General features: G+C 65.2%; 19 protein-coding genes. 6 read left to right on the top strand and 13 right to left on the bottom strand.

Annotated features, from left to right (window positions below; all coding sequences use genetic code 11):
* Positions 1-37: 37 nt before the first annotated feature.
* The 3 genes from M1248_RS00435 to M1248_RS00425 are packed head-to-tail and all read right to left on the bottom strand — an operon-like array spanning position 38 to position 2140.
* Positions 38-1273 carry a cytochrome P450 gene (locus M1248_RS00435; protein WP_317147225.1) on the bottom strand — a complete coding sequence of 412 codons (1236 nt, stop codon included), beginning with the start codon at positions 1271-1273 and terminating at the stop codon, positions 38-40.
* A 10-nt stretch (positions 1274-1283) separates the two neighbouring features.
* A complete protein-coding gene (locus M1248_RS00430; RefSeq protein WP_163729977.1) occupies positions 1284-1478 on the bottom strand; it encodes a ferredoxin in 195 nt (64 codons plus the stop codon).
* The gene (locus M1248_RS00425) at positions 1475-2140 is read right to left on the bottom strand and encodes a TetR/AcrR family transcriptional regulator (RefSeq protein WP_410506596.1); all 666 of its coding nucleotides are present in this window, start codon (positions 2138-2140) and stop codon (positions 1475-1477) included. Before M1248_RS00425 ends, M1248_RS00430 begins: the two co-directional genes overlap by 4 nt.
* Positions 2141-2256: 116 nt before the next feature.
* On the opposite strand from M1248_RS00425, the gene M1248_RS00420 reads away from it, so the two are divergent.
* Positions 2257-2979, top strand: a complete 723-nt coding sequence (locus M1248_RS00420) for an alpha/beta fold hydrolase (RefSeq protein WP_317147223.1) — start codon at positions 2257-2259, stop codon at positions 2977-2979.
* Here the strand turns inward: M1248_RS00420 and M1248_RS00415 are convergent.
* Genes M1248_RS00415 through M1248_RS00370 form a run of 10 tightly spaced genes read right to left on the bottom strand, consistent with a single transcriptional unit; the run spans position 2976 to position 13606 of the window.
* Positions 2976-3788, bottom strand: coding sequence for an SDR family oxidoreductase (locus M1248_RS00415; RefSeq protein WP_317147222.1), 813 nt, complete (start codon positions 3786-3788; stop codon positions 2976-2978). The two genes, M1248_RS00420 and M1248_RS00415, sit on opposite strands and share 4 nt — an antisense overlap.
* Entirely contained in the window at positions 3785-4624 is an 840-nt protein-coding gene (locus M1248_RS00410) for an alpha/beta fold hydrolase (protein ID WP_317147221.1), read from the bottom strand. Before M1248_RS00410 ends, M1248_RS00415 begins: the two co-directional genes overlap by 4 nt.
* The gene (locus tag M1248_RS00405) at positions 4621-5211 is read right to left on the bottom strand and encodes an NADPH-dependent FMN reductase (RefSeq protein ID WP_163729982.1); all 591 of its coding nucleotides are present in this window, start codon (positions 5209-5211) and stop codon (positions 4621-4623) included. The genes M1248_RS00410 and M1248_RS00405 overlap by 4 nt, the downstream gene beginning before the upstream one ends.
* A gap of 9 nt (positions 5212-5220) precedes the next feature.
* Positions 5221-6210 carry a cyclase family protein gene (locus tag M1248_RS00400; protein ID WP_163729983.1) on the bottom strand — a complete coding sequence of 330 codons (990 nt, stop codon included), beginning with the start codon at positions 6208-6210 and terminating at the stop codon, positions 5221-5223.
* A 10-nt stretch (positions 6211-6220) separates the two neighbouring features.
* Positions 6221-7033 (bottom strand): coniferyl-alcohol dehydrogenase, encoded by an 813-nt coding sequence (locus M1248_RS00395; protein ID WP_317147220.1) that lies wholly within the window; start codon positions 7031-7033, stop codon positions 6221-6223.
* A 4-nt stretch (positions 7034-7037) separates the two neighbouring features.
* A complete protein-coding gene (locus tag M1248_RS00390; protein ID WP_163729984.1) occupies positions 7038-8396 on the bottom strand; it encodes an LLM class flavin-dependent oxidoreductase in 1359 nt (452 codons plus the stop codon).
* A 4-nt stretch (positions 8397-8400) separates the two neighbouring features.
* Positions 8401-10149, bottom strand: coding sequence for an FAD-binding protein (locus M1248_RS00385; RefSeq protein ID WP_317147451.1), 1749 nt, complete (start codon positions 10147-10149; stop codon positions 8401-8403).
* Positions 10150-10157: 8 nt separating this feature from the next.
* On the bottom strand, positions 10158-11078 hold the full coding sequence (locus tag M1248_RS00380; protein ID WP_317147450.1) for a 3-carboxyethylcatechol 2,3-dioxygenase: 921 nt from the start codon (positions 11076-11078) through the stop codon (positions 10158-10160).
* Positions 11026-12711 (bottom strand): bifunctional 3-(3-hydroxy-phenyl)propionate/3-hydroxycinnamic acid hydroxylase, encoded by a 1686-nt coding sequence (locus tag M1248_RS00375; protein ID WP_317147219.1) that lies wholly within the window; start codon positions 12709-12711, stop codon positions 11026-11028. The genes M1248_RS00380 and M1248_RS00375 overlap by 53 nt, the downstream gene beginning before the upstream one ends.
* Positions 12712-12742: 31 nt before the next feature.
* Positions 12743-13606, bottom strand: a complete 864-nt coding sequence (locus M1248_RS00370) for an alpha/beta fold hydrolase (RefSeq protein WP_163737443.1) — start codon at positions 13604-13606, stop codon at positions 12743-12745.
* Between the two features lie 157 nt (positions 13607-13763).
* Between M1248_RS00370 and M1248_RS00365 the strand changes: the two genes are divergently transcribed.
* From M1248_RS00365 to M1248_RS00345, 5 genes are all read left to right on the top strand, one after another.
* Entirely contained in the window at positions 13764-14477 is a 714-nt protein-coding gene (locus M1248_RS00365) for an IclR family transcriptional regulator (protein WP_163729987.1), read from the top strand.
* Positions 14478-14500: 23 nt separating this feature from the next.
* Positions 14501-16108, top strand: coding sequence for an FAD-dependent oxidoreductase (locus M1248_RS00360; protein WP_317147218.1), 1608 nt, complete (start codon positions 14501-14503; stop codon positions 16106-16108).
* 268 nt (positions 16109-16376) lie between these two features.
* Positions 16377-17081, top strand: a complete 705-nt coding sequence (locus M1248_RS00355) for a hypothetical protein (protein ID WP_317147449.1) — start codon at positions 16377-16379, stop codon at positions 17079-17081.
* Entirely contained in the window at positions 17078-17884 is an 807-nt protein-coding gene (locus M1248_RS00350; RefSeq protein ID WP_317147217.1) for a hypothetical protein, read from the top strand. The genes M1248_RS00355 and M1248_RS00350 overlap by 4 nt, the downstream gene beginning before the upstream one ends.
* Positions 17881-18492 carry a cytochrome c oxidase subunit 3 gene (locus M1248_RS00345; RefSeq protein WP_317147216.1) on the top strand — a complete coding sequence of 204 codons (612 nt, stop codon included), beginning with the start codon at positions 17881-17883 and terminating at the stop codon, positions 18490-18492. The genes M1248_RS00350 and M1248_RS00345 overlap by 4 nt, the downstream gene beginning before the upstream one ends.

The raw sequence follows: 18492 nt of genomic DNA, 5'->3' as shown, positions 1-18492 counted from the left end.
GGTACTCCAATCGGGCTGTGGGGCGGGCTGGTCGGTGCTAGAAGGTCACCGGAAGTTCGTAGACCCCGTAGGCGAGGCGGTCGTGTTTGAAGGGCACCTCGCCGAACGGGATCGCCAGCTTGAGCGTGGGGATACGGCGCAGCAGCGTGTGAAACACGATCTGCAGTTCGGCGCGCGCGAGCTGCTGCCCGACGCACTGATGCCGGCCGTAGCCGAAGCCGAGCTGCTGACCGGCATCGCGGGTGAAGTCGAGTTTGTCCGGTTCGGGATAGGCGGTCGCGTCCCAGTTCGCCGGGGCCAGGTCGATGATGATCCCCTCGCCGGCGCGAATGGTCTCTCCGGCGATCTCGATGTCCTCGATGGCCACCCGGCGCTGACCGTTCTGGATGATCGACAGGTACCGCATCAGCTCTTCGGCGGCATTGGCGATGAACTTGGGGTCGTCGGAATCACGAAGGAGCGCAGCCTGTTCGGGGTTCTCCAGCAGGGCGAGCACACCGATGCCGATCATGTTCGCGGTCGTCTCGTGGCCTGCGATCAACAGGCCGGTGCCCAGCTGAGCAGCCTCCTTGACGCTGATCTCGCCCGCGGTCACCCGTTCGGCCAGGTCGGAAACCGCGTCTTCGGATGGGTTTTCCATCTTCTTCTCGACCAGATCGATCAGGTACTTGTGGAGGCTCATGGCCCCCTTCTGGCCTTCTTCCGCGGACGCGTAGCGAGCCAGCCCGACGTTGGCGTGATGCTGGAAGAATTCGTGGTCCTCGTAGGGAACGCCGAGCATCTCGCTGATGACCTTCGTCGGCACCGGCAGCGCGAGTTTGGCGACGATGTCGGCGGGTTGGGGCCCGGCCAGGATGTCGTCGATGCACTCGTCGGTGACTTCCTGGATGGCCGTGCGCAGGGCCTCGACACGCTTGAACGTGAACGGCTTTGACAGCATCCGGCGGAACCGGGTGTGCTCCTCGGCGTCGGAGGTGAATACCGACCGTGGCCGCTTGTTCACCGTCGACAGCATGTGCTCGTTCCAGTGCGGGAAGCCCTCACGCCGGTCGTCGACGCTGACGCGCGAATCCGCGAACAGCGCCCGTGCCACCTCGTGGCCGGTGATCAGCCACGGTGTGGTGCCGTTCCAGATCCGCACCCGGGACAGCGGCTTGGCCTCGCCCATCTCGAGCATCGGCAGCGGCGGGGCGAAGGGGCAGCGATCGGCCCGTTCCATCGGGTATTCGGGGACCTCGGCCGAAACGTGTTCTGTGGCAAGGGTCTCTGACATGAATTCTCCGTCATTCCTCGATGTGAATGGCCAACGCTGGGCAGGCCGCGGCGGCCTTTCGGGTTCCTTCGGCTTGATCGGGACCGGGTTCGGTGATGAGAAGCTCGACGACGCCGTCGTCGTCACGCTGGTCAAAGACGTCACTCGCGTTCATGACGCACATCCCGGAGGACACGCACTTGTCCTGGTCGACACTCACCCTCACGGTCGCTCCGTGATGGGCGCCTGCCACAGTCCGACGATCGCGTCGATGAGACCGGATGCGACCGAGCCCCACGTGGTGCGGGGCATCGACGAAATGTGGGCACCCTCGGCGAAGGCGCGCTCGAAGTCGGCGCAGGTGTGCATCATCAGGTTGCGGACCATGATGTTGCGTTCGGTGACGACGGTCATCGGCAGGTCGGGCAGGCAGCGCGTGATGCCCTGCACGACCAACAGCACCGACGGCGAAGCCAGCGCGTCCTTCACCACGATCTTCTGGTAGGCCGGGTCGGCGAGTGCCTGGGCGGCGAAACGCGCATACCAGGTCGGGTTACCGAGCTGATCGAGGTGATCGGTGAGCGAGCACACCAAACATGCAATCCAGTCCCGCAGGTCGGTCGAGTCGGCCGTGTCGGCGACCATTCGCGCCAGCATTCGCTCCATGGGCACGCGATGCTTCTGCTCGATCGCGCGCACGAGGTCGGTCTTGGTGCCGAAGTGGTAGCCGACCGCGGCGTTGTTTCCCTGCCCGGCCGCCTCGCTGACCTGCCTATTGGAAACGGCGTAAACACCGTGTTCGGCGAACAACCGCTCGGCGGCAGCAAGGATCGCCTCGCGCGTGATGCTGGCGCGCTCGGTGCGAACGGTCCTGCTGGCTGTGGTCACAGGATCAGTGAACCGCGCCACCGTCTTTAAGTCAAGCGACTGATTTAAAGCTTTTGAACGCTTTCCGGGGGTCCGCGCCTGCGCCGATATCGGCGAAACATAGAGTCCCGCTGACGATGGCCAACTCGCGGTTCACCGACAGCGGCGACGCCCGGATCCACTACCTCGACTCCGGCGGCGACGACCGTGGCGCGCCCGTGGTCTTCGTGCCCGGCATGACGTGCGTGGCCGAGGACTACGCCGAAGTCCTGTCCCTGTTCGGCCGCAGAACCGTCGTGATCGACCTGCGGGGCCATGGTCGCAGCAGCGCTCCCGTGAGCGGATATGACGCGACCACCTTGAGCACCGACGTCGGCGCGGTGGTCGACGCCATCACCGACGGGCCGGTCCACGTGGTGACGTTCTCTCGGGGCACCACCTACGCGCTGACGTGGGCGATCGCGAACTTCGAACGCATTCGCTCCGTAGCGATCGGCGACTACGTGCCCGAGGAGAAGGTGCTGACTCCTGAGATGTCGTGCCGCCTGCTCGCCGGTCGCTGGCGCGGGACGCCGGTGAGCGAGCGGCTCGACGTGGCCGCCGCCAATAAGACGTTTCTCGCCGCGCAGGAGCGGTCGATGTGGGGTCGTCTTGCCCGAGAACAACTTCCGCTGCTCGCCGTTCGCAGCCGCGAACGCTTTCTGGTGGGCGATGCGCAGTGGTCGCGGTACCGGACGCTGTTCCCACACGCACAGCTGGTCGAATTCCCCGACTCGCCCCACGACATCTTTCGGCCCGACCGCGGCCGATACCCCCGACTGGTCGCCGAACATGCCGACCGCGCCGACGAGGGCCGCTAGTCGGACTTGGGCTTACGCGCGATCACCTTGCCGGCGGACGTGCCGCCGTCGATCGGTAGGACGGTGCCGGTGACATAGCGTGAGCGGTCGGTGGCGAAGTACAGCGCTGCTTCGGCGACGTCCTCCATCGTGCCCTCACGCTTGAGCGGCCGATCGTTGCGCATCTGTTCGCGGATCTTCGCCTCGAACTGTTCCAGCTTCTCGAGGTCCTCCCCCGTCGCCGACTTGCGGACGATCGCGGTGCGGATGTTGCCGGGCGCGATGGCGTTGACCCGAATCTCGTAGTGGGCCAACTCGATTGCCGCCGACTTGGTGAACTGGATGACGGCGGCCTTCGATGCCCGGTATGTCATCACACCACCGCCGGCCTGGATGCCGCCGATCGACGTCAGGTTGATGATCGAGCCGCCGCCGTGTTGCGACATGTGTTTGGCGGCATCGCGCGTTCCCGCCATCACCGCCAGCACGTTGACCGCCATCACCTTGTGAAAGTCGGCGAGATCGTCGTCGAGGAACCGGCGGTGCATCGTGCCTGACACCCCAGCGTTGTTGACCATGACGTGCAGGCCGCCGAAACGGTCAACGGCCGTCGTCACGAGCCCGCTCACCTGATCGACGTCGGACACATCGGCTTCGACGAAGAGCGCGTTGTCCCCGATCTCCGCGGCGAGTGCGGCGCCGGTGTCGGTGTCGACGTCGCCGATCAGTACCTTGGCGCCCTCGGCGGCGAACCGACGTGCCAGCCCTTCCCCAAGACCCGACGCGCCCCCGGTGACGATCGCGACCTTGCCGGCCAGTTCGTCCGTCATGTCGCTGCTCCTTCACGCTGCTCGGCCAGGAACGCCAGCAGCAGGTCGTTGACCGCCGCGGGCTGTTCGATCTGCGGGCAGTGCCCGGTATCGGGGATCACCGCCGAACGCGCGCAGGGGATCTGCGCGGCAATCTCGGCCGCCCAGCCACGCGGGAGCAGTTTGTCGCCGCCGCCCTCGATGATCAAAGTCGGCACGGTGATCCGGTCGTAGGCCCGTGCGCTCGACGGCAGCGGCGGTGGTTCCAACCCGGGCCGGCGAAACCTCGCCGCCGCCAATGCTTCCCACGCACCAGGTGCGATGCTCGACTTGTAGCGTCGCTGTACGTAGGCCTCGTCGGCCACATACGAGGGGTCGTGAAAGAGGGCTTCAACGATGCGCCGCATGGCTTCTGGCGTGGCGTCATAATCGTAGAGGGCGGCCGAGTGCTCGTTGCGCTGGATCTCGCCTCCGCCGCAGATCGTCACCATGCTGCGCACAGGCAATACTGGAGACTCGGACGTCGCGTCGACGAACAGGTTGACCGCGCCCATCGAGTTCCCGACGAAATGCGCGGACTCCACGCCGACCGCCGCGCAGAACCGCGCGATATGCCGAATTCGCATCCCACGACCGTCGTTGAAGTCGATGACCTTCGCGGACTCACCGAAACCCAGCATCTCGAGTGCGAGGACGCGATGCTGGTGCGCGAGCGCGGCGACGTTGTTCTCCCACGCGATCTCGGCGTTGACACCGAACTCACCGCCGTGCAGCAGAATGACCGGATCGCCCTGTCCTGCCTCGAGATAACCCGTGACAAGGCCGTCGACCACAATGGTCTTCCGCACTGCGCTCACGTGGTTTCCCACGCGGTCTGCGCGAAGGTGAGCACCTGGGTGGCCAGCATGTCGAGTTGGTCGCACACCGACGTGTCGGTCAACTCCCCTGCGTCGTCCCAGATCTTGTCGGCGGAGTTGATCGCCACACCGAGCGGTGTCGGCCAGGCCCGCAGTGCGTGTCCGATGGAACGCAGCTGGCCCAGGGTGCCCACTGCCGCCTGCCAGCCGTAGGCGCAACTGATGCAACCCCACGGCGTGTTGTCCAGGTAGACGCGCGGATCCTCTCGGAGATCTTCGATGTAGTCGAGCGCGTTCTTGACCAAACCCGATATCGCACCGTGGTATCCCGGCGACCCGACGACGACGGCGTCGGCGTCGCGCAGGGCCTTGACCAGTTCGAGCGCCTTGGGGGTGCGCTCCAGCTCGTGTGGTGCGTACATCGGGAGGTCGAGGTCAGGCCCGCTGAAGAAGCGGGTGCGTCCGCCCTGGCGTTCGACCGATGCCAGGCAGTAGCGAATCGCCCGCTCGGTCGATGAGTTGGCGCGAAGCGTTCCGCCAAGACCGACGATCAGCGGCGCTCCGCCGGTGGTTGTGCTTGCGGTCATGACTCCCACCTACTTGATTGCGATCGGGTTCACGGGCGATCCGACAGCGCCGGTCACCCTCAGAGGAGGTGCGATGAGCTGGAACTCGTAGACTCCGTCGGCGGCGCAGTCCTCCGCCAAGGCCGTCAGATCCCAGTACTCGCCGAGCATCAACCCCATGTCACGCAGACACAGCATGTGCATCGGCAGGAAACAACCGTCGACGCCGGGGACCGGGTTCTCCACCATCAGGTTGTCGGCCGCGACCGCCGCGACTTCGTGATCGTGCAGCCACGACGCGCAGGTCCAGTCCAGGCCCGCACCGGGTTCGGCACCGTCACGGGTTTCGAGAAATCGTGCCCACCAACCGGTTCTGACCAGGACGATGTCACCGCGTTCGACGGTGACACCCTGCTGCCGGGCGGCCTCGTCGAGTTCGGCGGGGGTGATCGGGTCACCCATTTCACAAAACGTTTCAACGCCGCGCAGGCGCACGATGTCGAGCAGCACGCCGCGGGACGCGATGCCCCTGCCGTCGACCTTGTCAATACCGCAGTGGAAGGCGCCGAGGCTGGTGACCGAACTCGCCGGGAATCCGTTGTACAGCTTGTCCTCGTAGTAGACGTGCGATAGCGCATCCCACTGGGTCGCGGCCTGCAGCGGCATGATGATGACGTCGTCGTTGAAACGCATCGGGCCGCTGGTCCAGTACTCGCTCAGCTGCATCGCGGCGGGATTCTTCAGCCAGGGCGGACCGTACTCGGCCAGGGTGCTCGCATCGCCGCCGTCGATCGTCATCACATGTAACGGGTTCTGCCGGAAGTGGAATGCGCCCTGTGGCCCGGATGATCCGAAATCGACACCGAGCGGAAAAAGCTTGCCGTGTCGGACCAAACCGGCGGCCTGGGCGATCTTCTCCGCGGTGATGAAGTTGAGCGTGCCGATTTCGTCGTCGTCGCCCCAACGCCCCCAGTTGCGGACGTCGTCGGCGACCCGCCGGAAGTCGGTCATGCTGGCCATAGTTCGCCCCTCATCGTCGCGTCACCGATCCCGCCAGGTCTGTCTCACCGGTCGTGCCGCCGTCCACCCAGATCACCTGTCCGGTGATGTAACTGGCCGCCGTGCTGTTCAGGAAGACCAGCACGCTGGCCTGTTCTTCGGGCGTGGCCGCGCGCCCCAACGGCGTGTGGAAGGAGTCGAGGAACTCCTGGCCGTACGCCGACCGCAGTTGGTCGAGAATCGGCGTGTCCGTGACGCCGGGTGCGGTGCAGTTGATCCGGATTCCCTTGGCGCCCAGCGCCGCGACATTGGCCATCCCGTACAGGATGATCGCCTCCTTGGACAGCCGGTAGCCCCCTCCGTCGGCGACCGCCTCCTGATGGCGCTCACACCATTCGATTCCCTCGGCCATCGTCTCAGTGTCGACCAGGCCCGCCGTCACCGCGGCGTTCTCCCGGTAGGCCGACGCCGCCAACGACGACACACAGGCGATGGCGGACCCCGGTGGCATCGACGGCACCAGCACCTCGGTGAATCGCCGCGTACCCAGGAAGTTGATGGTGACCACCCGCAGCGGATCGCGGATACCCGACGACACCCCAGCGATATTGAACAGGGCATCGACGCGACCGCCGCTCGCCGCCGCCGCCTCGTCGATCGATTCCGGGTCGTGAAGATCGAGCGAGATGAACTCGCCGATGTCGAACTCTGGCGGCCGGATGTCGAGGCCGATCACCTCGGCACCGAGACCGGCGAGCTGGCGCGCCACCTCGGCGCCGATACCCGAAGCACATCCGGTGACGACGACCCGGCGGCCGTCGTAACGCCACAGCTCGTCAGTCACCGAATCAACTCTTATCAGCTCCGGTCACGCCACTCCTCGCGTCCGCGGCAGGGTTCCTGCTCGCCCACCCCTCGCCCGCCTTGAGTTTCGCCGCCGCCGCCTCGATACCGGCGTTCATCTCATCCATCGCCAGCGACACCTCGTTGGCGGTGTAGTTCTCGCGACCGGTGGGCAGACCACCGAAGGCGTAGGTCTCGTCGAACAGCGGTGCCTTCGACTTGGGTCTGCGTGCCTCGGCCTTCGCGATGACGGGCTCGAGTCGCTTGGCCTTTTCGGCCCTGGCCTTCTCGTCGCGCTCGATGAACTCGGGCAGGACCTCCTTACCCATCAGCTCGATGGACTCCATCGTCTCCTCGTGCCGACGCGGCGTGAGGAGCAGGATCAGTTCGTCGACACCGCTTTCCTCGTAGCCGCGCAGGAATTCGCGCACCGTCGCCGGGCTGCCGATCGGGCCGCGGTCCGGGCCGTAGACGATGCTCGGATCCTTTTCGATCTCCTCGAGGTGACGTTCCCACACACCGGTCCGGCCCGGGGTGTGCATGCCGGTCATGTAGTAGTGCATGATCCCGAACGCGAAGAAGCCGCCGCCCTTTCCGAGCCGCTCGATGGCCTGTTCGTCGGTCTTGGCGACCATCATCGACAGGTCACCCCCGATCGCGAGGATGTTGGGGTTCATCTGCGGTGTGACCGGTACGGCGCTCTCTTCGAACTCCTTGTAATATCCATTGACACGCTCGGTCAGCGGGCCGGGACCGGTGTATGCGAAACTCAGTGCACCGAGGCCCTTTTGGGCGGCCATCGATACCGAGGCGGGGCGCGTGCAGGCGACCCAGACCGGCGGGTGCGGCTTCTGCAACGGCTTGGGAACGACGTTACGCGGTGGCATCTCGACGTGCTGGCCCTTGAAACCGGTGAACGGCTCCTCGGTCATGCAGCGGATCGAGACCTCGAGGGCCTCCTCCCACATCGCACGCTTGTCGGCCGGATCGATGCCGAACCCGCCGAGCTCACCCACCGAAGACGACTCGCCGGTGCCGAACTCGACCCGCCCGTTGGAAAGCAGGTCGAGGGTGGCGACGCGCTCCGCCACCCGCGCGGGATGGTTGACCGCCGGCGGCAGGTGCATGATGCCGAAGCCGAGGCGAATGTCCTTGGTGCGCTGACTCGCCGCCGACAGGAAGATCTCGGGTGCAGTGGAGTGGCAGTACTCCTCGAGGAAGTGGTGCTCGGTCAGCCACACCGTGGAGAAGCCGGCCTTGTCGGCCGCCTCCACCTCGTCGAGCCCGTCCTGGAAAAGCTTGTGCTCGTCGTCGTCACTCCACGGCCGCGGCAGCGGGAATTCATAGAACAGCGAGATCTTCATTTCGTTACCTTTCGATCTTGAGTGTCGAACCGGTCTGAGGCCCAGACTGAAGAGCGTTGTCGGGCAACTGGTCTGCGATGTGCTTGGCGGCCACGTAGCCGAAGGTCATGGCCGGCCCGATGGTCGCGCCCGCACCGGCATAGCTGCGTCCCATCACCGCGGCCGACGTATTGCCGACGGCGTACAACCCCTTCACGAAGCTGTCATCGGAGCGGAGCACGCGCGCGTACTCGTCGGTGCGCAGCCCACCCGAGGTGCCGAGGTCGCCGAGGATGATCTGGAACGCGTAGTACGGCGGCTTGCCCAGCGGATACAGGTTGGGGTTGGGCAGCGTCGGGTCGCCGTAGTAGTTGTCGTAGGCGGAATCCCCGCGGTTGAAGTCGTCGTCGTGACCCTTGCGGGCCAACTCGTTGAAGCGATCGGCGGTGGCGCGTAGCTGTGCAGGGGGTGCGCCGATCTTGGTCGCGAGCTCCTCGAAGCTGTTGGCCTCCAGCACGACTCCGGACTCCAGCCATGCCTTGGGTACCTTCCACCCCGTGGGCACCGGCGCGAACGGCACCTTCGGGATGGGCAGATGGCCACCGACGACATAGCGATGGAACGAACGGATGTCGGTGACGAGCCAGCACGGGATGTGCGCGACGCCGGAGTTGTGTCCTTCGATCATCGCGTGCGCGAAGTCCATGTAGGGCGCCGCCTCGTTGATGAACCTCTTACCCTCGCCATTGACCACGAACTGTGACGGCATCATTCGCTCGTTGAGCATGAACTGGAGCCTGCCGTCGGGCCAGCACATGGCGGGGAACCACCACGCCTCGTCGAGCAGGTCGGTCGAGCCACCGACCTTCTCCCCCGCCCTGATCCCGTCACCCATCGACGCGGGATTACCGAAGCTCCAGTCCTTCTCGAGAACCGGCAGATGCTGCCTGCGCCACTCCATGTCGTGGTCGAAGCCGCCCGCGGCAAGGATGACACCGTGCCGCGCGCCGATGCGCTGAGCTTGCCCGTTGCGCTCGACCACCGCACCGGTAACCGTTCCGTCGACGTCGGTGATCAGCTCGGTCATCGGTGCGCTCAGCCAGAGCGGGATGTCGTGTTCCTTGAGCGCCAGACGCATCCTGGCCGCCAGCGATTGGCCGATCGCGGCCATCCGGTCACCGAAGACCCGAGCGCGAAACATCCGCCAGATGAGCTTCACCAGCACGGCCTTTCCGCGCCAGTTCTGTCGCACCTGATAGAACAGCCGAAGATCTTTGGGGGCGAACCAGATCCCCTTGGGCACCAGGGCCAACGGCCGCAGCAGATTCTGCTCCTCGTCACCGAGCTCGCGCAGGTCGATCGCGGGGACGTTGATGGTGCTGCCCAACTCCGAGCCGCCGGGCAATTCGGGGTAGTAATCGGCGTACCCGGGCTTCCAGACGAATTCGAACCACCGGCTGTGCCGCTCGAGGAACTCCATCATCTCCGGCGCGCTGTCGACATACGCGCGCAACCGTGCGTCGCTGACCAGGCCACCGGTGATCCGCCGCAGGTATTCGAAGACACCGTCGGGATCGGGTACGTAGCCGGCTTCACGCTGCGACGGCGCCCCAGGCACCCAGATACCGCCGCCCGAGAGCGCGGTGGAACCACCGAATTGCGGCGACTTTTCGATTACGAGCGTGTCGAGGCCGAACGCATCGGCGGCCAGCGCCGCGGTCATTCCGCCACCACCGGAGCCGATGACGAGCACATCGACAGTGTGGTCGAACATATCGGTGGTCACGACTTGCACACCGCCGTCCTGACGGCGAAACCGGCGATGAGTTCCGGTGCCGCGCGATAGAACCGGTGGCCCGTCTCGTACCGGCCGTGCGCCGCCAGCGCAGCGAACGCGGCGATCCACGTACGGATTTCGTGTGCCGAATGACCGGCCTGCTGCTCGATCCAGCCGTTCGACCACGCGTCCACCTCGTCGAGGCGATTCGAGTCGACCAGGTCGAGAAACGCCTGATCCCATTCGGGGTTCAGCGGCTGCAGCGGGCTGTCGCCGTGCGCGAACGCCTGCGCAGCGTCCATCACCGCCACCTGTCGTGCCTTCCGCTGCTCCGGCGTCATCGGTTCCCCACCGACGATGCGCGCGAGCGCGGCAGGCGGTGCGGTGGCCAGCGTCGGCACCGGCGGATCGTGCGACAAACCACCGGAACCCACGACGAGCACCCGCTTGCCCAAGGTGGCCAGGAAGGTGCCGACGGCGGCACCGAGTGCCCGCACCCTGCGAAGCGGCCCCAGCGGGGTGGCGACCGAGTTGATGAAGATCGGGATCACCGGTCGCGACGTCGCGTCACCGAAGAGCTTCTCCAGCGGTTGCACCGTTCCGTGGTCGACGTCCATGCCGGCCGAAAGCGCCACGTCCACACCAGATTCGAGAACCGCACGCGCGCAGGCGTCTGCGATGTCCCCGGGAACATTCAACGGGCCGGCATAGGTGCCGTAGTCGCCGACACCCTGGGCTGCGGTACCGATGCAGAACGGGGGCATCGTCCGGTAGAAGAAGCCGTTGTAGTGGTCTGGCGAGAAGACCACGACCAGTTCGGGGTCGAAGTCCGCCACGAAACCTTGCGCGGCTGCCAGTGCGGACTCGACGTCGTCAAGAAGATCCCGCGACGGTCCCGGAAGGTTCAGTAGCGGACTGTGCGACATGCAACACAGGGCCAGTTTCGCCATGGGAAATCGAGCCTCCTTCCTGGGTCAAACAGAGGACGTCGAACAGCGACGTGCTCAGTTCTGGCGCGCGCTGCGCGATACATGCGCCCGCGATGCAGCGATCGGGGCGCACGAACAGCACGGAGTCGGTGAAGACGTCGAACCACGACTTGAGCGCGCCTGTCCGGTCACCGACGACCGTCACATCGGCGTCGTCGTGGCCGGTCCAATACAGCTGGGTCATGGGCCGTGCTTCGACGAAGCTGGCCCCCAACGCCTTCCAGCGGCTGAACGCCTCGTCGCCGAGAACGGCACGCAAATTGTTACTCCAGCACAGCACGGCGAAACCGGCGCCGAGTACGTCGTCGAGCAAGACGTTCTGATCCGTGCGCGTATCGACGCGGGGCTGGATGAACAGCGTGCCCGTCGGTGAGTTGTCCGGACTGTTCTCGGCGTGGAACACCGCCCCCTGCTGATACCGCGGCATCGGCTTGAACCGCATCTCGAGCACGTAGCGCTTCAGCGTCGGGACGAGCGAGGCGCCGTGGATGACGCGGTCGCGAAGAGCGGCCACCCTCCGGTTCGTCGGCGAGATCACGCGGCCCACCATGGTGGACAGGTCGATCATTGCTCGTGCATGTTTGCGGCGCTCGATGTCGTAAGTGTCCAGGAGGGCGTCGCCGGCTTGGCCGTTGATGACCGCGGCGAGCTTCCATCCCAGGTTGGCGGCGTCGCGGATACCACTGTTGTACCCCTGGCCCTGCCACACCGGCATCAGGTGTGCGGCGTCGCCCGCCAGCATCAGGCGTCCCCTGCGGAACGAGCCGGCGATACGCGAGTGGTGGGTGTAGACGCGATGGCGGATCATGTCGACCCGCTCGGGATGCGGAACCCGTTGCGCGAGCATGCGTCTGACGAATGCCGGATCATCGGCGAGTTCGTCGGACTCGTCGTCGTGAATCAGGAACTCGAAGCGGCGGATGCCGTGGGCGATGGAGATCGACACGTACGGCCGCTTGGGGTCGGCTCCCACTTCGCTGTTCGGGTGACCGAGCGGATCGTTCGCGACGTCGACCACCAGCCAGCGGGTCGACGATGTGGTGCCGTCGAAAGACACTCCCATCAGCCGTCGGGTGGCGCTGCGCCCGCCGTCACACCCGACAACGTAGCGGGCACGCACGGGCTCCTTGCCGTCTGCGAATTCAAGCGTGACACCGTCGGGAGTTTCGACGCAGTTCTCCATCCGGTGTCCCCACCGCACGCCGACATGATCGAAGCGGTCGAGCCCACCGCACAGCTCGGCGTCCACCATCGGCTGGACAAAGCCGTTGCGCTTGGGCCAGCCGAAACGCGCGTCCGGCGGTGCCATCTCGGCGAGCAACCGGCGTTTGGCGTCGAAGAATCGCAGGATCTGGTTCGGCACGGTGTGCGGCAGGACGCGGTCGACCAGACCGATGGACTGAAACGTGCGCAACGCCTCGTCGTCCAGTCCAACCCCACGGGGATAGTCGATGAGGGTGTCGCGCTCCTCGACGATCAGCGTCCGGACACCCTGCAGCCCAAGAATGTTCGCCAGAGTCAGCCCGGACGGTCCGGCTCCGACGACGGCGACGTCCACCGGCTCGGTCATCTCGGCTCTCTGTTCTTCGCGCAAGCGCTCATCACCGCCCCAGCAGAAAGTCGAGATGCAGACGGTTGAAGGTCTTGGGGTCCTCGTACTGCGGCCAGTGCCCGCAGCCGGGCATCAGCTCGAACCGCGCGCCGGGGATCATCGACGCGATACGGCGGCCCTCGGCGACATCTGCGGTCGGGTCATCGCTGGTCCATACGACCATGGTCGGCGCGGTGATCGACCCGTACTCCTCCGGGCCGAGCAGGTTTCGCGCGCGGATCTCGGGATCCTGCAGCGCCATGATGTCCTTCATCGCTGCGGCAAATCCCGGCTGGCGGTACACGCGCTGACGGCTGGCGACGATGTCGTCGTAATCCTTGGACTTGTCGGCCATCAACCATTTGATGCGCGCCTGCACGGTGTCCCACGTCGGGTTCTCCGCAGCGGCCATCGACAACGCGACGATGCGCTTCATGACCTCGGGATCGGCCTGCGATCCGCCCGCGGTGTTGAGCACCAGCCGGTCGATCCGGTCCGGATGGTCCGCTGCGGCGCGTGCGGCGACCCAGCCACCCAACGACTCACCGCTGATGTGGGCGCGTTCCGCGCCGATGGCGTCGAGAAACGCCATCAAATGGGAGACGTAATGGTGCACCTCGAGAGGGTGCCCGGGTTTGTCGGTGTATCCGTGACCCAGCATGTCGATCGACCACGTCGAGAAGCGCTCGGCGTGCGACTCGAGATTCCGGACGTAGGCCTCCGCGTGCCCGCCCGACCCGTGCAACAAGATCAGGGCCGGTTTCGCCGGGTCGCCGGCGTGCAGATAGCGGGTACGAACGCCGGCGGCGTCGATGTACCCCTGCGAGAACGCGACCCCCTGGAGGTCACTCCAGACGCTCTCGAAGTCGAGCAGCGGAGACGTTTCCGGCACTCGTCAACCTCTCTTGACGGCGAGAATTAGATTCTCGTATCTTGTAAGCGATGTGCTCATTTATCGCACATGCATGTGCACTATAGTCAGAGCATCACTCTCGTGAGTGGCAGATGTCAAGGAAAGTCAGGTAGACGCGATGTCTGATTCGGTCGGCGGGGCCAGCACCAATGCCGCTCCGACGGGTGCGCCCGGCTCGCAGACGTTGGCGAGGGGTTTGGCCGCACTGCAGCTTGTGGCGACCTCCCGATCCGGTCTGACGGCCCAGCAGGTCGCCGACGACATCGGCGTGCACCGCACAATCGCGTATCGCCTGCTGTCCACGCTGTCTCAGTTCCGGCTCGTAGCCAAGGGGGACGACGGCCGTTACCGCGCGGCCGCAGCGCTCGCGGTACTCGGCGCATCGTTTGACAACCACTTGCGCCAGCTGAGCCTGCCCACCCTCCGCGCGCTGGCAGACGAACTCGGCAGCACGGTGTCGCTGCTCGTCGCCGAGGGTGACCAACAGGTGGCCATCGCGGTCATCGTGCCGACGAACGTGTACTACCAACTGTCCTTTCACGAGGGCAGCCGGTATCCGCTGGACCGCGGCGCCGCCGGGCTCGCGCTGCTGGCGAGCATGCCGCCGCGACCCGCTGAACGCGATTTGGTTTCCCTGACGCGGCAACAGGGTTGGGTGATCACCCACGGCGAGGTCGAGCCGAATACCTACGGCCTGGCCGTGCCGGTACGCAGGCAACCGCCGTCGCCGCCCACATGCATCAACCTCATCTCGCACCGCGAGGACGTGGTGATGAACGGTAAGGACGCGGTGATCAAGGCGGCGAACGAATTGTCCGCGATCCTGTCCTGAGGATCGCCGAAAGGATTGAGCACGTGACCAATTGGGATCATGAGGTCGATGTCGTCGTGCTGGGTAGTGGTGGCGCCGGTCTCACGTCGGCGCTGACGGCGGCGGCCAACGGGGCCTCGGTCGAGGTGTATGAAAAAGCCGCGACCGTCGGCGGTACGACAGCGGTTTCCGGTGGCATCATCTGGATTCCGGCACATGACCGCGCGGCCGAGGGTGAGCTGACGGTCGAGGATGCGATGAGCTACCTGCGTGCGCAGTCGCTCGGCTTCATGGACGACGACCTGGTGGACACGTTCGTCCGCACCGGGCCGGAGATGCTCGATTTCGTCGAGGCCCACAGCGAGTTACGGTTCGAGGTGGCCGAGGGATTCCCGGACTACAAGCCCGAACTCCCCGGCGGACGCCCGGCAGGCGGACGGTCACTCAATGCCAAACCCTTCGACCGGTCCCGGCTCGGCGAGTGGAGTGAGCGCATCACGTCGTTCCCCGCCGACTTCAGCAATGTCGGCATCGACGCCGAGACCCGCGCCCGCATCCACGCCTCGGTCGACGATCATTCGGGCGACTACTGCGTGGCGGGGACCGCGTTGATCGCCGGACTGCTGAAGGGGCTGCTCGACCAGGGCGTCGTCCCGCACACCAACGCGCGCGCGGTGGAGCTGTACTCCGATGCGCTGGGAATCACGGGTGCCCGAATCACACAGGGCGACAGCGAGTTCAACGTTCGCGCGCGTCGCGGCGTGGTGCTGGGCACCGGTGGATTCGAATGGGATCAGAAGCTGGTCGAGGCCTATCTTCGCGGCCCGATGCGCGGCGCGGTGTCCCCGCCGCACAACACCGGGGACGGCTTGCGAATGGCTATGGCACACGGCGCCGACCTGGCGAATATGGCCGAGGCGTGGTGGGTGCCGATCGTGCAGCTGCCCGGCGATACCTTCGGGGGGCACCCGCGCAGCCGCAGCGTGCGGCTCGAACGCACCCGGCCCAGAAGCATCATCGTCAACCGTGCAGGCAAACGCTTCCTCAACGAGGCGGGCGAGTACAACTCGATGGCCGGGCCGTTCCATTTCCTCGACCCGAAGCGGGGCTATGCGAACGATCCGGCGTGGATCGTTTTCGACTCACAGCACTTCAAGCGATACGGGTTCCTGGGTGTTCTGCCCGAGGAGGAGGCACCGGACTGGTTCACGCCGTCGGCCGATCTCACCGAGCTTGGCGAGAAGACGGGTATCGACGCGGCTGGCCTGGCGGCTACGCTCGCAGCGTGGAACGACAACGTCGCCCACGAACAGGATCCCGATTTCGGCCGCGGCTCAAGCGCTTACGACGGCTACTGGGGTGACGACACGGCCACCACCTCGGCGGGTAAGACCCTTGGCCCCATCGACACTCCCCCGTATTACGCCGTCCCGGTATCGATCGGTGCGATGGGCACCAAGGGCGGTCCGCGCACCGACCGCGACGGGCGGGTGCTGCACGTCAGCGGCGCGGCCATCCCGGGCCTCTTCGCGGCGGGTAATGCGATGGCGGGTGCGACCGGCAAGGCGTACGGCGGCGCGGGCGGGACGCTAGGCCCCGCAATGGTATTCGGCTTTCGCGCGGGTATGGCGGTGTCGGCCCGCACCCGGTAGGCGAGCGCACAGAATCCCCTGCCATCGGCGGTTGCCGATCGGCTACTTCAAAGTAGCCGATCGGCTACCAAACGGTCAAATATTGGGCTACCCTCGTGCTGCGAACGCGCGATATGTGCTCGACAGGATGGTCGAACAGTCGCTCGCGTGCCGACGAGCCAGGAGGGCATCCACACCGATGACCGAACTCATGAACGACGACGAGAGATCCGAAGGCAGGAGCCAGCCAGCCACCGCGACTCGCGACAGGCCGCGTGAACCGGCGTCGATGACGACCCGTGGTCAACGCATCATGCTGTGGACGGCACCCCCGGCCGGCGCGCTGTTCATCATCGGCTTTTTCTTGTTCCCGCTGTTCTCTCCGCCGCTATCGCCGAATCTGAGCCCCGAACAGGTCGCGACGATCTTCAGCGAGAACGTCACGGGAATCCTGGGAGTCGTGATCCTGTGCAATCTGATCGCAGGATCGCTGGTGCCGTTGTTCGCGGTCATCGCCGTACAGATATCGCGCACCGCCACGTCGAGCAGCGTCTTCACCTACGCGTACATCATCTGCGTCGGCGTCGGAACGACGGCGTTCATCCTCGCCGACTACTGCTGGGGCGTCGCCGCATTCCGCCCTGACCGCGACCCGGAGCTGATCAGCCTGTTGAACGACATGGCGTGGTTCTTCTTCATCGCGCCCGTCGGCACCATCGTGGTGCAGAACTTCTGTCTTGCGGTGAGCATCTACCTCGACGAACGGCCGGATCCGATATTTCCGCGCTGGGTGGCGCATTTCAACGTGGCGGCCGCACTACTGCTCATCCCGAGCGCATTTTCGATCCTGTACAAGACCGGACCGCTGGCGTGGGACGGCGCCGTGTCATTCATACTGCGCAACGCGGTACTCGTGATCTGGGCCGTCGTGATGTTCTTCGTCCTGCTGGGTGTGGTCAACCGTCAGGGCGACGAGCGCGAGAGCCTGGCATGAGCGACACCGTCATCGCGGCGCCCGGGTCTCCGGTTGAATCCGCACCACCGCGGCCCCGGAATCGTAAGCGGGATCAGTGGATTGCGTTCTGGCTCGTACCGATCTTCTTCAACATCTTCGGCATCGTGTTCGTACCGCTGAGTTGGATGATGCCGCCCCGACCGCCGAACAGTCCCATGCCCGTGGTCGTCGAGTTCATGCAGTCCCACAATCTGCTCATCGCCTGCGCGATCCTGACGTTGTGCTTCGGTCTCGCATCTGTGGGAAACGCCGTCTATCTCATACAGATCAAACGGATGTCGGTCAGCCCGGTGTTGCGTTATTCGGTCATGATCGGATCGATGACCGGCGCGATCGTCGGCATGCTCTTCCCGATGTTCTGCTTCGGCGTCGGCGCGTTTCGCTCCGGCTACGAGCCGTCGACGCTGGCGATGCTCTATGACTTCGGCTACCTCGCCTATATCGGCTCACTCGGCTGCTTCTGCGTCATGTGGATGGCCTTCGGCCTGGCGATCATCCTCGACAAGAACAACATTCTTCCGAAATGGCTGGGCTATTACACCGTCTGGCAGTACGTCACCGAACTGATGGCCGCGCCCGTGTGGATCTCGAAATCGGGGCCGTTCGCCTGGAACGGCTTGATGACGTTCTGGTTCGCCATGGTGCTCTACGTGTCGTGGCAGATCATCGTCTACGTCTGCATCTATCGGGCGATCAAGAATCAGCGCGACGACACCCTCGAGACCGCGTGGCTATATCCCGAACCAGTGCCCTCTGATCCGCGACCGAAGGCGAATGCATGACGAACGTCGCCGCGGAATCCGCTTCCGACATCCGCGACACCGGGCGAATCACCCCCCTGCGCAACCACGTTCCCGGCGAGTTGAGCATGTGGTTCTTCGTCATTGGCGATCTGCTCATCTTCGGCGTCTACTTCATCGGCTACGTGTACTACCGCGGGCAGGACGCCAACCTGTTTCTCGAGAGCCAGGCGCGGCTCAATCTGGACATCGGCGCGATCAACACCGTGATCCTGCTGACGAGTTCTCTTTTCGTCGCGCTGGGGACCTCGGCGGCGCGCAACGGCAAAGTGCCGGAGGCTATTCGACTGTTCGTCATCGCGTTCGCTCTTGGCGTGGCCTTCCCGGTCATGAAGGCGTTCGAGTACGTTCCCGAAGTCACCGCCGGCCTGACGCCGGGGACCAATCTCTTCTTCATGTACTACTACGTCATGACAGGGCTGCACTTGTGTCACGTCATGCTCGGGCTGGTGATTCTCGGCTTCGTCATTCGCAGTCTGCGAATCTCGGCGCGACCCAAGATGTCGTTCGTGGAAACCGCGGCAACCTATTGGCACATGGTCGATCTGTTGTGGATCCTGTTGTTCGCGCTGCTGTATCTGATGAGGTGA

It is taken from the genome of Mycobacterium sp. 29Ha (assembly GCF_032883055.1).
Taxonomy (GTDB): domain Bacteria; phylum Actinomycetota; class Actinomycetes; order Mycobacteriales; family Mycobacteriaceae; genus Mycobacterium; species Mycobacterium gallinarum.
The sequence above is the reverse complement of the archived record's forward strand: the minus strand, read 5'-3'. Positions and strand labels throughout refer to the sequence as shown.